The 15,298-nt window shown below is 69.4% G+C and carries 12 protein-coding genes and 1 pseudogene; 7 read left to right on the forward strand and 6 right to left on the reverse strand.

Features of this window, described 5'->3' with window-relative positions:
* The first annotated feature begins 63 nt into the window (after nucleotides 1-63).
* Nucleotides 64-684 (forward strand): large conductance mechanosensitive channel protein MscL, encoded by a 621-nt coding sequence (mscL, locus tag FHS42_RS33015; protein ID WP_312867146.1) that lies wholly within the window; start codon nucleotides 64-66, stop codon nucleotides 682-684.
* A gap of 127 nt (nucleotides 685-811) precedes the next feature.
* Here mscL and FHS42_RS33020 read toward each other — a convergent pair whose 3' ends face one another.
* Both FHS42_RS33020 and FHS42_RS33025 read right to left on the reverse strand, forming a co-directional pair.
* Entirely contained in the window at nucleotides 812-1,000 is a 189-nt protein-coding gene (locus FHS42_RS33020) for a hypothetical protein (protein ID WP_184579456.1), read from the reverse strand.
* 171 nt (nucleotides 1,001-1,171) lie between these two features.
* Nucleotides 1,172-1,720 carry an AMP-binding protein gene (locus FHS42_RS33025; protein WP_184579458.1) on the reverse strand — a complete coding sequence of 183 codons (549 nt, stop codon included), beginning with the start codon at nucleotides 1,718-1,720 and terminating at the stop codon, nucleotides 1,172-1,174.
* A gap of 288 nt (nucleotides 1,721-2,008) precedes the next feature.
* Between FHS42_RS33025 and FHS42_RS33030 the strand changes: the two genes are divergently transcribed.
* The gene (locus tag FHS42_RS33030; protein WP_184579460.1) at nucleotides 2,009-2,305 is read left to right on the forward strand and encodes a hypothetical protein; all 297 of its coding nucleotides are present in this window, start codon (nucleotides 2,009-2,011) and stop codon (nucleotides 2,303-2,305) included.
* Nucleotides 2,306-2,455: 150 nt separating this feature from the next.
* Complete coding sequence (locus FHS42_RS33035; RefSeq protein ID WP_184579462.1) at nucleotides 2,456-3,631, forward strand: P1 family peptidase; 1,176 nt, start codon at nucleotides 2,456-2,458, stop codon at nucleotides 3,629-3,631.
* Between the two features lie 930 nt (nucleotides 3,632-4,561).
* Here the strand turns inward: FHS42_RS33035 and FHS42_RS33040 are convergent.
* Entirely contained in the window at nucleotides 4,562-5,563 is a 1,002-nt protein-coding gene (locus tag FHS42_RS33040) for a sigma-70 family RNA polymerase sigma factor (RefSeq protein ID WP_184579464.1), read from the reverse strand.
* Nucleotides 5,564-5,747: 184 nt separating this feature from the next.
* Between FHS42_RS33040 and FHS42_RS33045 the strand changes: the two genes are divergently transcribed.
* From FHS42_RS33045 to FHS42_RS33055, 3 genes and pseudogenes are all read left to right on the forward strand, one after another.
* Nucleotides 5,748-6,380 carry a GNAT family N-acetyltransferase gene (locus tag FHS42_RS33045; RefSeq protein ID WP_184579466.1) on the forward strand — a complete coding sequence of 211 codons (633 nt, stop codon included), beginning with the start codon at nucleotides 5,748-5,750 and terminating at the stop codon, nucleotides 6,378-6,380.
* Between the two features lie 379 nt (nucleotides 6,381-6,759).
* Nucleotides 6,760-7,811: pseudogene (locus tag FHS42_RS33050) on the forward strand (questin oxidase family protein); the annotation flags it as partial.
* Between the two features lie 719 nt (nucleotides 7,812-8,530).
* A complete protein-coding gene (locus FHS42_RS33055) occupies nucleotides 8,531-9,034 on the forward strand; it encodes a MarR family winged helix-turn-helix transcriptional regulator (RefSeq protein ID WP_184579468.1) in 504 nt (167 codons plus the stop codon).
* Between the two features lie 268 nt (nucleotides 9,035-9,302).
* On the opposite strand, the gene FHS42_RS33060 is transcribed toward FHS42_RS33055, so the two are convergent.
* Nucleotides 9,303-10,811, reverse strand: a complete 1,509-nt coding sequence (locus FHS42_RS33060; RefSeq protein WP_184579470.1) for an MFS transporter — start codon at nucleotides 10,809-10,811, stop codon at nucleotides 9,303-9,305.
* A 134-nt stretch (nucleotides 10,812-10,945) separates the two neighbouring features.
* Nucleotides 10,946-11,626 carry a TetR/AcrR family transcriptional regulator gene (locus FHS42_RS33065; protein WP_184579472.1) on the reverse strand — a complete coding sequence of 227 codons (681 nt, stop codon included), beginning with the start codon at nucleotides 11,624-11,626 and terminating at the stop codon, nucleotides 10,946-10,948.
* A 1,336-nt stretch (nucleotides 11,627-12,962) separates the two neighbouring features.
* Here FHS42_RS33065 and FHS42_RS33070 point away from each other — a divergent pair.
* Nucleotides 12,963-14,339, forward strand: coding sequence for a M6 family metalloprotease domain-containing protein (locus FHS42_RS33070; protein WP_376772775.1), 1,377 nt, complete (start codon nucleotides 12,963-12,965; stop codon nucleotides 14,337-14,339).
* A gap of 149 nt (nucleotides 14,340-14,488) precedes the next feature.
* On the opposite strand, the gene FHS42_RS33075 is transcribed toward FHS42_RS33070, so the two are convergent.
* Nucleotides 14,489-15,193, reverse strand: a complete 705-nt coding sequence (locus FHS42_RS33075; protein WP_184579474.1) for a TetR family transcriptional regulator — start codon at nucleotides 15,191-15,193, stop codon at nucleotides 14,489-14,491.
* Nucleotides 15,194-15,298 lie beyond the last annotated feature (105 nt).

The following is a 15,298-nucleotide window of genomic DNA, read 5'->3' on the forward strand; positions in this document are numbered from 1 at the left end:
CACTGCCCCGCCGTGCCGTAAGTTGCGGAATCTGGAAATCCGATAGTGGAAAGAGGCACGGCGGTGAGCAGTACGGCGACCGAGGAGAAGCAGAGCGTCCTGGAGGGCTTCAAGGCCTTCTTGATGCGCGGCAACGTCATCGATCTGGCGGTGGCCGTCGTCATCGGGGCCGCGTTTACCAATGTGGTGAACTCGATGGTGAAGGGCGTCATCAATCCGCTTGTCGGCGCGTTCGGCACCAAGGATCTCGACCGGTACAGCTCCTGCCTCAAGGGCCCGTGCAAGACAAACGAGGCGGGCGACGTGGTCAGCGGCGTGCCGATCATGTGGGGCACGGTGCTCAGCGCCACCCTCACGTTTTTGATCACCGCCGCGGTCGTGTACTTCCTCATGGTGCTGCCCATGTCCCGCTACCTGGCACGGAAGGCGGCCAAGGACAAGCAAGCGGAGGTGGAGCACGCCGAGGCCGAGGCCAGCGAGGTGGAGTTGTTGCGCGAGATCCGCGACGTCCTGGTAGCGCAGCAGGCAGGCCCGGCCTCTGCCGGCCAAGGCGCTACTGGCCAGGGTTCTGCTGGTCAGGGTTCTGCCGGTCAGGGTTCTGCCGGTCAGGACTTCACGGGGCAGGGATCTGGCGATCAGGGGGCTGGCGGTCAGAGCACGGGCCCGGGGCCGACCGAGCGCTAGGCGGCTTGTCCTGGCTTCGCCCCGCGCTCCGTCGAGCCCTGTGCCACGCCCAACGGCGGCCGGTGTCCGCGGCGAAGCCCCTTCAGCGCACCGGCTTTTCGCGCAGGTGGCGGCGAAGCCTCTCGGCTTACAGGTGGTGGGGAGGCTTCTCGTCGAGGAAGCGGGCCAGATCAGCGAGGGAGCCGTCGTCAACCGCGCCCGAAGCCCGCTCGCCCCACCCCTGGTCCGTATCGTCCGGGGACCGCTGCGTCAGCGGGTCGTCAAAGATCAGCGCGGGAGCCGGATCATGCGATTCAGAAGCGGGGGCGGTGCACATGCTTCCAGAGTACGTCCGATTTCCAGCACGACGCCGAGCACCGCTCCGGTCCCCCGTGCCGGAGCGGTGCTCGGGGTCAACCGCGTCGCGGCTGCCGGTCCCCCAACCAGCAGCCGCCGAACGCGGCGGGGCAGGTTCACCCTGGCCTGCCCATCTGGCGCGGCCCTTTGACTACTGGGCGGCGGCCAGACTTTCGTGCCACCAGTGGTCGCGGCCCGCGACCCACCGGACCGGAAGTCCCAGTCGGTGCACGACCAGCACGGCCGCCACCTCGGGACATCCCGTCAACGCCCGGTCGAGCGCGGTTTTCAACCCGTACGCTCGACCGTCCCGCAGCACCCCATCGACGGTGATGAGCACGCGCGCTCCGGACTCCCTGATCCGTTCGCGCAATGCCCCCACCGGTTCCCCCATGGGCAGCGATACACGGGACGCGTCGAGGCGCCCACAGGCGAGCGTGGTGACCACCGACTCCGGTACTAGGGGCAGCATCACGGCTACCCGATCTCCGGAGCCCACGCCCAGTGTGGTCAGCATGCTGGACGCGCAGGTCGCCTGGTCGAGGAGTTGTGAATGGGTGAACTCCTCGCCCCGCCCTTGCTCGCCGACCCAGCGCAGCGCCACCGGTTCCCCCGAACCACCGGATACGGTCCCCGACGTAGTGGCGGCGGGGAGGGTGGTGGCGGCGGCTGGTGCGATGGTGTCAGATACGGCGAACATGAGAACAGCGTCCCGTGCTGACGTTGACGTCCAATCAACGAACGCTATACGCGCACTCCAGAGGGCCTTTCCGAGGTTGCTCGCACCCCATGGGTGTGCACCCAGAGTCGCTCACAGGATCAATGGCAGGGCGCTACGGCCTCGCATCAGTGCCCTCCGCGGCGAACGGCACACAAGGGCCTCCGCGATGCTTCCCCGACCCTTCACCCACCTCACCATCTGCCCTGCCCTTCCCGCAAACCCGGGCCGATCGACAGCGGAAAACCGCCGCATCGTTGCCGGCGAGGAGTGCCACCCCACCCCCTGCGCAAGGCGTCGGACACCGCACCACCGACCTCAACCCGAATTCTGGCGCGCGAGACGGAAGGACCCCTGCTGTGCTGGAGACAACCCCACATCGACTGGGGCCGCGAGTTCCACGGTCGCGAGGCGATACGGAGCTGGAGCGATGCCGCGTTCATCGAACAACAGGTGACGCAGAAGGTGAGCGAGGCATACAAGGCGGAAACCCTGGCAACCCTCACCCCCAGGTCGAGAAGGCAACGGCTCCACCACCGGCCCGGCCGACTTGATCTTCCGGTGTAGCCGACAGGGCAGAAGCTTGCAGGGCAGCGGGCCGGCAGAGCGGGGCAGCAGGCTGAGAGGGGTGGCGGCGGTATGCGGACCGGGGCAAGTGTGGGCCACCGCTCGCGTATCGCCTCCCTCGCCTCGTAGCCCGCGTGATACGCATGGCCCATGGCTGACGCTGACGATGCTGAGTCCGTACCTGGCCGTGACGCGGCAACAGCGCAGGGCGCGCTCCGGCCGGGGCCCAGGAACGCGTTGACCGATGTGCGGGGCCTGCGGGTCGGGCACGCGCAACGGCGGGGTTCGGGCTGGCTGACGGGCACCACCGTGGTGCTGGCTCCGAAGGGAGGGGTGGTGGCCGCGGTGGATGTGCGGGGTGGTGGGCCCGGCACACGGGAGACCGACGCGCTCGACCCGCGGAACCTGGTGCAGCACGTCGAGGCCATCGTGCTGACCGGGGGCAGCGCCTTCGGCCTGGATGCCGCGTCCGGGGTCGTGGAGTGGCTTGAGGAACAGGGCCGCGGGTTTCGGGCGGGCCCCGATCCGGCCCAGGTGGTGCCCGTCGTCCCGACTGCCGCCCTGTTTGACCTGGGGCGTGGCGGTAACTGGCGGGCCCGGCCCGATGCGGCGTTCGGTCGTGAGGCAGCGGAGGCGGCGGCCCGCAGCGAGACCGGGGCGCCGTGCGAACGCGGGAATGTTGGCGCGGGAACGGGGGCGGTGGCCAACGGGGTGAAGGGCGGTGTGGGCACCGCGAGTGTGGTGCTGCCCTCCGGCAGCACCGTCGCCGCGCTCGCGGCGGTGAATGCGGCGGGGTCCGCGATCGACCCGGCGACGGGAGCGTTGTATGGCACGCTCTTCGGCGCGTACGGCGCTCCGGTGCCACCGGAGCGGCACGCGGTGGCCCAACGACGTTTGCGGCAGGCGCGGGAGGAGTCCGAGTTGCGCTCGGCCGCTTCGGTGCGCCCACCGTTGAACACCACCCTCGCCGTCATCGCCACCGACGCGGACCTCACCCGCGCCCAGGCACAGAAGCTAGCGGGCACCGCGCACGATGGGCTGGCACGCGCCGTACGCCCCGTCCATCTGCTGTCGGATGGGGACACGGTGTTCGCGCTGGCCACCGGTGAACGGCCGTTGCTCGCCGAGTCCGTGATGGGGACACCACAGGTCGCGGACCCGGCATTCGGGGTGCACATGGCGGCGGGTGCGCTCAATGAGGTGCTGGCCGCCGGGGCGGACGTACTGACCCGGGCGGTAGTGGACGCCATGCTCGCTGCCGAAAGCGTGGAGGGCCCCGGTGGCGTCTTCCCGGCGTACCGGGAGTTGTACGCGGCCCCCCGCTGAGCCGCGGCGAAAACCGGGCCAGCGCGGTGAAACCGGGTGGGCGCGGTGAAACCGGGTGGGCGCGGTGAAACCGGGTGGGCGCGGTGACATCGGGCGGGCGCGGCGCGCGAGGCCGCCGAGCGAGGCCAGCGAGCGCGGGCCGGGCCGGGCCGGGCCGGGGGAGCGGAAGCGCAGGCCAGGGATTGGAGGCGAGGCCTCGGAGCGGGGGCGGGGGCGGGGGCGGGGCGGGGGGCCGGGACGGGGGCAGCACCGAGACTCTGGTCTATGGCGTAGGGCCCTCGCGATGCTTGGCTTCTAGGGCCCGCCACAGGCGCGGGGTAAGGAGCAGCCGCCAAAGTGCGAGCGGGCTTGAGGGGTGGGCGGGCAGTGGGCGGCCCCGGACGGCCACAGCGAACAACCGACCGGGGCGACCGAGACGACCCACCGGGCCAGGCGACCGCACTGGCCCAAGGCGGCCCATCGCACCCAGCCAGGGCGGCCCCACCGCACCAACCGACCCCACGGCCCACCGGCCCACCGGCCCACCGGCCCACCGGAACCAGCCAACCGCGACAGCCGGCCAGAACCAGCCCATCGCACCGGCCCAGGATGGCCCACCGTGACGATCCACCAGGACCAGCCCACCGCACCGGCCAAAACGCTCGGCCGAGGCGCAGGTGAGAAACCCCGGTCAGGGCACGGACCAAGCTCTCCACCACCGGGCCCAGGTCCAAGGGCTCTCAACCACCAGGCCACGGTCCAACGGCACTCGACCACTCGACCAGCAGCCCACGGTTTCAAGCACCCGACCAGCAGCCCGCACTTCAGGCACGCCCGACCAGCAGCCCGCACTTCAGCGCGCCCGACCAGCAGCCCACGGCACGGTTCAAGCACGCCCGCCCAGCGTCGGGCGAGGCGGGGCAGCCCCGTAAAGCGCCGCCCGGCCGCTCGTTACGCCGCGGCGTCGAATCCCGTGTCGCGGGCCATCTTCTTCAGTTCGAGCAGAGCGTGCTTCTCGATCTGTCGAATCCGCTCACGAGTGAGGCCATGCTGCTTGCCGACCTCCGTGAGGGTCCGCTCGCGGCCGTCCTCGATGCCGTAGCGCGCCTTGATGATGGAGGCGGTGCGCTCGTCGAGGCGGCTGATCAGGTCCTCAAGGCCTTCACGGCGCAGCATGACGAGAACTGACTGCTCCGGGGACTCCGCCGAGGTGTCCTCAAGCAGATCACCGAACTGGGTGTCTCCCTCGTCGTCAACCGACATGTTGAGGCTTACCGGATCGCGCGCCCAGTCGAGCACGTCGGCCACTCGCGCCGGTGTGGAGTCAAGCTCGGCGGCAATTTCCGCGTGCTCGGGGTCGCGGCCGTTCTCCCGGTTGAACTCGCGCTGCACCCGGCGGATGCGGCCCAGTTCCTCAACCAGGTGGACGGGCAGCCGAATGGTGCGCGACTGGTCGGCAATGGAGCGCGTGATGGCCTGGCGTATCCACCAGGTCGCGTACGTGGAGAACTTGAAGCCCTTGGCGTAGTCGAACTTCTCCACCGCGCGCACCAGGCCGGCGTTGCCCTCCTGGATCAGGTCCAGCAGTGGCAATCCACTACGCGGGTACCGCCGCGCCACCGCCACCACGAGGCGCAGGTTGGAGCGGATGAACACGTCCTTCGCCCAGGCACCATCGGCGACTACCGCCGCCAGTTCCTCGCGGCTGGCGCCCCCGGCCTCGGAGTCCTTCACCTGGCCGTCGAGGATCTGCTGGGCATACACACCCGCCTCGATGGTCTGAGACAGCTCGACTTCCTTGGCCGCGTCGAGCAACGGCGTACGTGCGATCTCTTCGAGGTACATGCCGACCAGGTCGCGGTCGGCGATCTCCCCGCCTACGGCGCGAACGCTGCCTGCCCGGTCAGAGCCGGTACTGGTGGCCTGACGACGGGCGACGACACGGGTTGCCATGCGTGCTCCCTTGCGATGAGTCGGTCGCGGGATCGGGATGGGTGAGGTAATTGCTGTAACGGGCTCAGGACCCTGCAAGTACCCCGTCCGATGGAAACAACGAGTGGAATCCGGACAGAATTCCCAGGCGGCGCGTCGATTTTCCTGATCATGCAGTACCCTGTGCCGCCGCAAGGGAGGCCTCATGTCAAGAGACCAGCAGGAAGTGCAGGTCAGGGCAGGTACCGAGAATGACATCGGTGCTCTCACGGATATTTACAACCACTACGTTCGCGAGACGGCCATCACGTTCGACACCGATCCCTTCACCCCCGAACAGCGTCGTCCGTGGCTGCGTTCTCACCCTGTAGACGGCATACACCGGCTTCTGGTTGCTCAGTCCAGCACCGAGGAGGCAGGGGGCGGCACCAGCGGAGAGCCTGGTCAGGAGCCTGCCCCGCGCGGCCCCGCCGGGCCACGCCCCGCCGGACCGCCCAGGCCATCAGGCCCGGGCCGGATTCTCGGTTACGCGACCAGCAGCCCGTTTCGCCCCAAGGCCGCGTACGGCACCTCCGTGGAAGTCAGCGTCTACTGCGCCCCCGACCTCACCCAACACGGCATCGGCACCCTCCTCTATCAGGCCCTCTTCGAGGCACTGGCCGACGAAGCCGCGCGGCACGACTCCCTGCACCGTGCTTACGCCGGCATCGCGCTACCCAACACGCCGTCCGAGCGCCTGCACGCCCGATTCGGCTTCACCCACGTCGGTACGTTCCGCGAGGTTGGCCGAAAGTTTGGCCGCTACTGGGATGTGGCCTGGTACGAGAAGCCCCTCTGAACTGCGCCCCCGAAAGAGTTGAACCGCGTCCCCGAAAGGGGCCGTACAACGGTCCGCCCCAGCCACACACCAGCCACACACCAGCCCCACCCGCCCCACACAGCACCCACCCCCGTACCCGCCCCAGAGCACGCACACACCACACACCACACACCACGCACCACGCACCACGCACGCACCACGCACGCCCCGTCATCAGCCTCATGCCACCTTCGTGCCGCCCCGCCCCGCACTGCCCGGGCGCCACGCAAGCCCGGGCGACCCAGCGGCTACCCGGGTGGCAGCGACGGAGGGCCTCGGTCGCAGGTCGAGAGGACCAGGTGAAGTTGGTCCCCGCGGCCGTTCCAGGCCCCACGGGCCGCTGCCTAGCCTGCGCGTCATGGACGACACGAGCGGCACTCTCGACGAAGCTCTCGAACGCCTCCACACCACCGGCCCAGAACGCGGAGGCTGGCTTTCCAACCATGCGCCGATGGCGGTGGAAGCACTGGTCAGAAACGGTCAGGCGGTCATGGTCCATCGCTGGCTCGACTACTACAGCAGCAAGCTGGAGGACCGGCCGCACCCCATATCGCGGATCACCGAGGTCACCTGGCGGAACGCGCTGGGTGACCCCCGGCACCTCACGGACTGGGCCGACTACTTCGGCCGTGAGCTGGACGAACGGCCCTGGCGCGAGGTGCTCACCGAGTGGTGGCCCCGGCTGTTGCCCGGAATCCTCGCCTCCGCCACTCATCCAGTGATCCGCGTCGGGCACGCCGTACGCACCCTGCGCAACGACTCGTCCGCAAACGACAGCGCCACCTCCCGGGCCACCGCCCCGAGCGCCCCCCGTATCGCCGAACTCGCCGACGCGCTCGGTTACTGGGCGGCCCGGTACCAACCACCACACGCTCCCCTGCACCGGACTGGCACGGCCGAGCCCGAAGGCCCCGCCTCGCGGACCAAAGCGGCGGCATCCGGGAGCGGCTGGCCCGGCTCCCCGAGATCCCCCGCTGGACGGAGGCGGCCGAGACGTTGCGGGCACCGGACGATCCAGACCTGGCTTACGGGCAGCTCACCCGGCTCGTACGGGCCGGGACGTATCGGTACCTCACCCACGGCCACGGCAGTCCGATCATGCTCGTACACGCAGCCACCGCACCCAACGCGGTGCTCCGCACGCTGCCCGTTCTCCCGCGCGAACTGTGGGGGCCCTCGCTCCGGGCGGTCTGGTGCGCCGTGGCCGCGCTCACGACCGCCTATGGCCCGAAGGCACCCGCGGCACCGAGCCGCGACGCCGAAAAGTGGGCTGCGACCATGACGGCCGACGAGGTGTTCGCGCAGGCCGCAGCGCATGGCGACGAGCACGTCATCAAGTTCGCCGACACCGCCCTGGAGGTGGCGGCCGGCGCGCCAGACGGCGACCATCGCGCACAAACGGCGGCCCTCTACGCCCAGTCCGCAGTCGAGCCCGGCCTTGCTTCCTCCACCACCCCCACCACCCGTACCGCCCGCGGTGTCCGTGGTACCCGCTCGGCATGGGGTACGCACGGACAGCACTGACTAGGCGGCGGCCGGCCCCAGCCCAGCCTCAACGCCGCCCGGCCCGGCCCGGCCCAACCCCAGACAGCCCCGCCCCCAACCCCGGACAACCAACCCCGGTCGGGCAACGCCACACGGGAACACCGGGAGCACCAAGGGCACCAAAGAGACACCAAGGACACCAAGGGCGGCCGGGGACACCGAAGCCGGGGCGCATGCGGTGTCTTTCGGACACGTGTGGCGAGCGCGAACGTCACAGGCCGCACTTTTCCCCGACCCGCCGCCCGGCCCAGTAATGGCTCTCGAAGGCAGGGCCTACGGCCCTCTTCGCGACAGGGCAGGAAGGGCCTCGGAACGACCCGAATGTCAAGAGAATCCCTCCCGCGTGTGCAGAGATGATCAAAAAGCCATGCGGGCGCCTCGGGTTGGTGGACCATGCACTGAGCTGCCCCCGGCCACGATCGACTACCGGTGGGCACTCGGTCACGCCCTTGAACGCGGGGCAGCAGAGGGGCCCGATGCGACTCTCCGTAAAAAAATACGCGAGCAACCAGACAAGGGGAATGGCTGCATCTCGCACTTGTTTAAACTTCAAGGAGAGCTCCCCGAATGAAACAGTGGTTGTTATGACGAGCGGACCCCAGTCCGAGCCGCATTGGCTCAGCAATGAGGAGCAGCAGACCTGGCGGGCGTACATGCATGCCGCCACGCTTCTTGAGGACCATCTCGACCGTCAGTTGCAACGCGACGCCGGCATGCCGCACGCCTACTACGCCCTGCTGGTGCTGCTCGAAAGCGCGCCACGGCGGCAGATGCGGATGACCGAGCTGGCGCGGAGCGCAAAGATCACCCGGTCCCGCCTCTCGCACGCGGTGTCGCGGCTGGAAGGGTACGGCTGGGTGCGGCGCGAGGACTGCCCGTCCGACAGACGCGGCCAAAACGCGGTCCTCACCGACAAGGGGTACGAGGTGCTCAGCCGCTCCGCGCCCGGCCATGTGGAAGCGGTCCGCAGCGCCGTCTTCGACCAGCTCTCGGCCGAGCAGATCACCCAACTCGGCGAGATCTGTAGCGCCATCGCGAAGGGCCTCCAACCGGAATGCGGCGGCGCAGACCTTCCCTGGCTACGCTGACGCCCCCGCCCCACCCCACCCCCACGCCCACTCCCGCCCCACCCCCACCCCCGTCCCCGTCCCCTGACCATGCTGACGCCGTCCTCCCCCGACTACGCCCCGCGCGGCCCCCGGCAAGCCCGCCGCTCGGCCACCCTCAACGCAGCACAGGACCCCCGCCGCAACGACGGGGGTCCTGTGCGTGGCTGCCGTGCACCAGGTGCGGCAGCCGCTGTCCGTCCCTCTCACCCAGGCGCCGTAGGCGGCACCGGTAGGGCAGTGAGCTCGGTCAGTGCGCCATCACCGGCACCGGAATTTCGTCCTCCGCGCCATCGCCGGACGCGGCGGCGGGCTGGCCGCTCTGCGGCCCGGTGTTGACGAAGGTGAAGGCGATCGCCGAGGCGAGCAGGAGGATGAACACAGCCCAGGTGATGGCGGTCGTGTAGCCGTCCACCAGGGCGTTCAGCTTCAGGCTCTGCGCCGACGAGGCGCCTTCCGCGTGGTCCTTGAGGTACGCGGTGGTGGCGCTGGCGGCGATCGTGTTGAGCAGCGCGGTGCCAATCGCCCCGCCGACCTGCTGCGAGGTGTTGACCATCGCGGAGGCGACACCCGCGTCGCGCGCCTGGACACCGTGCGTCGCCAGGCTCATCGCCGGCATGAACGCGGTACCCATACCCAGACCCAGCAGCAGCATCGCGGGCAGGATCAGCCCGACGTACGAGCTGTCGGTGTCGAGCTGCGTCAACAGCGCCATGCCCACGGAGGCGGTCAGGAAGCCGGGGCCCATCAGCAGTCGCGGCGGAACCCGGGTCATGAGTCGGGCGCCGATCTGGGTCGAACCGGTGATCATCGTCGCGATCATCGGCAGGAACGCGAGGCCGGTGGTGACCGGGCTGTATTCCTTGACGATCTGTAGGTAGTACGTGAGGAACAGGAACAGACCGAACATGCCGATCACAGCGAGACCGAGCGACATGTAGACGCCGGCGCGGTTGCGCTCGGTAAGGACACGCAGCGGCAGCAGCGGGTTCTTGACCTTGCCCTCGACCACCACGAAGGCGGCGAGCAGCACGACGGCGGTGATGAACAGGCCGATGGTGGCGCCTGCGGTCCAGCCGTCTTCCTCGGCCCGGGTGAAGGCGTACACCAGCGAGACCAGACCCGTGGTGGCGAGCAGCACGCCGGGGATGTCCAGCTTGGAGGGGTTACGGCTGTCGCTGGGCTCGCGGATCACCAGGATCGCGCCGGCCACCGCGGCGGCGGCGAACGGGATGTTCACGTAGAACGTCCAGCGCCAGTCCATGTACTCGGTGAGCACGCCACCGAGGATCAAGCCCACGGCGCCACCACCACCGGCGATGGCACCGAACACGCCGAACGCCTTGGCACGTTCCTTCGGGTCGGTGAACGTCACCGCAAGCAGCGACAGGGCGGCGGGCGCGAGCAGCGCGCCGAAGGCGCCCTGCAAGGCGCGGGCGCCGAGCAGCATGCCGGTGTTGACCGCGGCCCCACCGATGGCGGACGCGGCGGCGAAGCCGAGCAGACCGATGATGAACGTCTGCCGGCGCCCCCACAGGTCGGCGAGGCGCCCACCGAAGAGCAGCAGTCCGCCGAAGGCAAGGGCGTAGGCCGTGATGACCCACTGCTTGTTGCCCTCGGATATGTGCAGGGAATCCTGCGCCGAGGGCAGTGCGATGTTCACGATGGTGGCGTCGAGAACAACCATCAACTGGGCAAGGGCGATGAAGATCAGCGCTTTCCAACGCTTCGGATCTGGGTGCTGAGCCGTTTCTGGCATGAGTGGGCCTACCTAGCGATACAGGGGCGTGAAAGACAGGACGTGGCGGGCCGCAGGCGCGGGAGGCATGTGGGGCCCGAATAGTGAGGGAAGGCGCGGCTACGGTGACGGCCGCAGGCGCGACAGCAGGTGGTTCAAGTCTTGGGGCGCAGGTCCTCCAGGGATGCGGCCGTGCCAGGGAGTTCGGAACGGGCCGGTGTCGCGAGGCCGTCCAGATACAGCTGCAAGTGCCGGTGTACGAAGCGGTCGAAGTCCATGCACACGCTTCCGGTCTCGTGTGACCGGGGCGTCTGCCCCAGACCGGGCAGTGGCCGCGTGAGCTGGGTGACCGCGACCATCAGGTCACCAACGCCGATGTCGGTACGCAGTTGGCCGCTCTCTCGCGCGGCGGCCATCAGCGCGTCGATCTCGGAGTTGAGGCGGTATCGCGCGGCGAGCAGGTCCGCATGCCCCTTGTCGGCGGTGTGCGAGATGAGCGGACACAACGCGCCGATCCGTTCGTCAGCCGCCTTGTGTACGAAGCGCCGCAGCGCCTCGAAGGCGTCCGTCTCCTCTGTTCTGGCCGACTCCGCCTGGTCCGCGATGCGGTCCATGACGGAGAGCGTGACGTGGTGGACCAACTCACGGCGATCCGCGAAGTGCCGATAGAGCGTGGCATTTCCTACCCCTGCTCGTCGAGCGATTTCATCGAGGGGTACATCTGCCCCGTGCTCGACGAACATCTGGCGCGCCGCCGCGATGATCCGCTCCCGGTTGCGCAGCGCGTCAGCGCGCAGCCGGGGCTGCGTGACCTTCGCTGAGCTGGTGGCGGTCACGACCGCTCTCCCTTCGGTGTCCGAGGGCGAACCCCCGCTCGTTTCGTTCTCTTCTTCGGTTCTCTTCCGCTACGCCGCGCCCCCGCTGCTACGCGGCTTCTGCGGTGCTGCGTTTTTACGTACTTCGGTCCTGCGTGCTTCGGTTCTGCGTACTTCGGTCCTGCGTGCTTCGGTGCGGTGCTACGGAGGTGGCCTCGAATCGCCTCGCGCTGCTCGGGCTGCGCGGTGCTCTTGGCTTGCTCCGGTTCGCGGTCCCGGACTAGGTCCTGGGGACTGCGCCCCTGGGCCTCGTACCGGGGACCTAGTCCCCGTTTCTGAAGTCACTCGGTTAAACGGGGAGGACCTCCCCGGATATTTCGAGGTCCGCTGTGATCTGGGGCACAAAGGTTTGAAGGGGCGCGAAGGCTGAAGTCAACCCTGCCGGGCGGACTTCCGGCCAGCGGTTTTTCCCCGGTGAGGCCGGGAGGCGAACCGTCTTCTCCGGCGGGTAGCACGCCGGGAACCCGATGGCTGCGCGCCACGACACAAGGCCCCAATTCCTCCCCCACTATGCCAAACCTCCCCACTGCCCCCAACACCCAAGCAGCGCACACATTCCGCGCAGACGGCCGCGCCCAGCGCGCGCCGAGCCGCCCCGCTCGGGATGGTGATCGCACAGCGCAGCCACCAGCACCCGACCGGCTGCCCCGGCCACGAAGGCGGGTCCGGCATGCGGCATCACCGGCCAGGCGAAAGCAGTTCCGGCGCGGAGGGCTCCAACGAGGGCCGCTCCCGACGCAAGGCGCCCGGAGCGGAGGCTCCCCGGCTGGAGCGGCCTGCATCGGACGCGTACCCGACCGGGGGTCCACTACCGCCCGACGGGCCCCCGCCAGGCCATGCCCCGAACCTGCCCGCGACCGGCCTCACCCCGCAGCCTCCCCACCCGGAGGACGTCGAGTCGGACACCCCGCACCCACCCCGGCAGCCCACCCCCAACGACACCAGCCCCAGCCCCCGGGCCCGCCCTGCCCCTGGCCGCACCCACACCCACACCCACCCCCACACCCCGAGCCACATATCCAACGGCCGGCATCACAGACCGCACCGCACCCAAGGCCGGAGGCGCCGTACCGCGCTCATGACCGCCGCCGCGTTCGCCGCCCTCATACCCGCAGCCTCCGCCGTCCTGGGCGGTCCGACCCCCACACTCCTTGAGCGCGACCCGCCGACCGGGCAGAAGAGCGCCATACCGGGTCTGGAAGACGGCCAGCCGCGCGAACGCAGCGCCGACAGCGCCGACAGCGCCGACGATGGGCAGCCTGAACCGAAGGTCGCAGAGGCCGAAGAGCCCGGCGACATAGCAGAACGGGACGGTGCCAAGGCAGCGACGCGAACCGCACCGGATGCGCAGCGCAGCGGCGAAACCGACGCCGCACGGCCCGATCCCGCCACCCCGAACACCGCCGCCGACCTCCCCTGCGCCCTGCCGACGCGCGGCGACGCCCAGATGGCCGAGGGCATACCGACCAAAGGCAGCTACAGCCGCAGCACGGGCACGGTACGGGCCCTGACCCTCATGATCGACTTCCCGGGCACCCCCGGTGAGGGCACCGCGCGGCAGCGGTTCGCGGAGTTCTTTCCGCAGACCTCGCACTGGTTCGCGCGCAGTTCGTACGGGCGACTCGACTACCGCCCCGCCACGCCCATCCCGCACTGGCTCCGCATGCCACGCCCCTTCGCCGCGTACGACATCGAACGCGGCAGCCCGTACGAACCCGGCTATCAGCGCCTCCTCAAGGACATCGTGGCCACCGCCGACGAACGCGTGGACTTCAGCCGATACGACCTGATCAACGTGCTGGTCACGCCGAACGCCGGGCCATCGGCCGCGCAGACGGTGCTCTCGGTGACGTTCGCGAACAACGACCGATCGCCGCGCGCCGATGGCGTACGGCTCTCCAATGTGTCGTTCGTCTACAGCCGCCAAGACGATGGCTCCGGCACCCTGCGCCAGACGGGCTACCGGGTCCTACCGCACGAAAACAACCACTCCTTCGGCCTCCCCGACCTCTACACGGAGTCCGGAGCGGGCCAGGCCGGCCACTGGGACCTGATGTCCGAGGACTGGGGCGCGAACAACGACCTCTTGGGCTGGCACAAGTGGAAGCTGGGCTGGCTGAGCCCACGGCAGATCGACTGCGTCACCAACAGCCCCAACGCAACCGCCCGCCCCGGCACCTCCCGGCACACCCTCAGCCCCCTAGCCCGCCGCGGCGGCGGCACGAAGCTGGCCTACCTGCCGGTGTCCCGCCGCGGTGGCTACGCCGTCGAGGCCCGTACGAACGAGGGCAACGACGACGCCGTATGCAAGCCGGGCGTTCTCATCTACTGGGTGGACGTCCACAAGGACTCGGGCCAGGGCCCGGTAACCGTGATGGACAGCACGCGGGACACCAAACCCCCCCACCCGCCCAGCCCGGACAAACACCACCCCCACCAACCCAGCCACCCCCCGGCATCCGGCCGAGTCCACCCCAAGGCCGCACTGCACAGCACCCCCCAGGGCTGCACCACGCTCCCCAACGTCCACCCGGGCCTCAGCGACGCGGCCTTCACCCCGGGCCAGACCTTCACGGACAAGCGGCACGGCGTACGCGTCAGCATCTCCGTCACCGACCGCACCAGAAGCGGCGACTACCCCGTCAAGATCACCCGACACTCCACGACGAACTGACCCCCCGTCCACCACCACCCCATCCACAGCACCCAGGGACGAGCACAGGAACAGGGCCGGGAACAGGGCCCAGGAAAATAGGCCAGCAACGGGACGGGGGGAAAGAGGGAGAGAGGGTAACTGCGAACAGGGAACGGGGAACGCGAAGGTTACGCGTCCCGCCAGTGCCGCCGCCCCAAGCTGATGATGCGCAGCTGGCTGCACGCGGTAGCGGCGATCCGGGCCTCCACCTCGGCCGCGGCACGATCGGCCGCCTCGGCGTCCACCGCGGCCGAACCCTCCGCGGTGGACACGGTATCGGCAGCGGCCGTACGGTCCGGGGCCGCCTCAAGGAACGCGGCGGCGGTCATCACCATGTGGTCCACATACAGTTCGGCGAGCATCCGGATGTCCTCCGCGCTCCACCCGTCCGCCACCAACTGCACGGCGAACGCCGCCGCAACCTCATCGACGAAGCGGCCCAACTCGGCGGCGATGGCCTCGCGAACGGGGCGTACGCCGCCATGTCGCTCGCGCGCGATGAACCGGACGTGCGCCGGGTACGCGCGCACATGCTGCGCCACGGCATCGACGGTGCCCTCGATCCGCTCCTCGTCGCCGTCCTGCTCGGCGAGTATCGCGCGGATCATGCCGTGCAAACTGCCAAGCGCCTCCTCCACCAGAGCCACACCAAGATCGGCCATGTCACGAAAGTGCCGATAGAAGGCGGCGGGGGCAACGCCCACCAGCCGGGTCACCTCACGCAGACCGAGGCTGCTCAGGCTCTGCTCCTCAAGCAGCCGCAGCCCCGCGTCCAGGAGCGCTTGCCTGGTCTTCTGCTTCTGGGCCTGCCTGACCCCGACCGTGTGACTCATGTCATTCAGTAAACAGCCGTTCTCTCACTTTGGCCACCGTACACTGAAGTCAGTGAACAGTCGTCATGCCAACTGTTCACTCAATAATCATCGCGTGCTGCGTCA

Origin of the sequence: Streptomyces zagrosensis, from assembly GCF_014203645.1 — a bacterium.
GTDB classification, from domain to species: domain Bacteria; phylum Actinomycetota; class Actinomycetes; order Streptomycetales; family Streptomycetaceae; genus Streptomyces; species Streptomyces zagrosensis.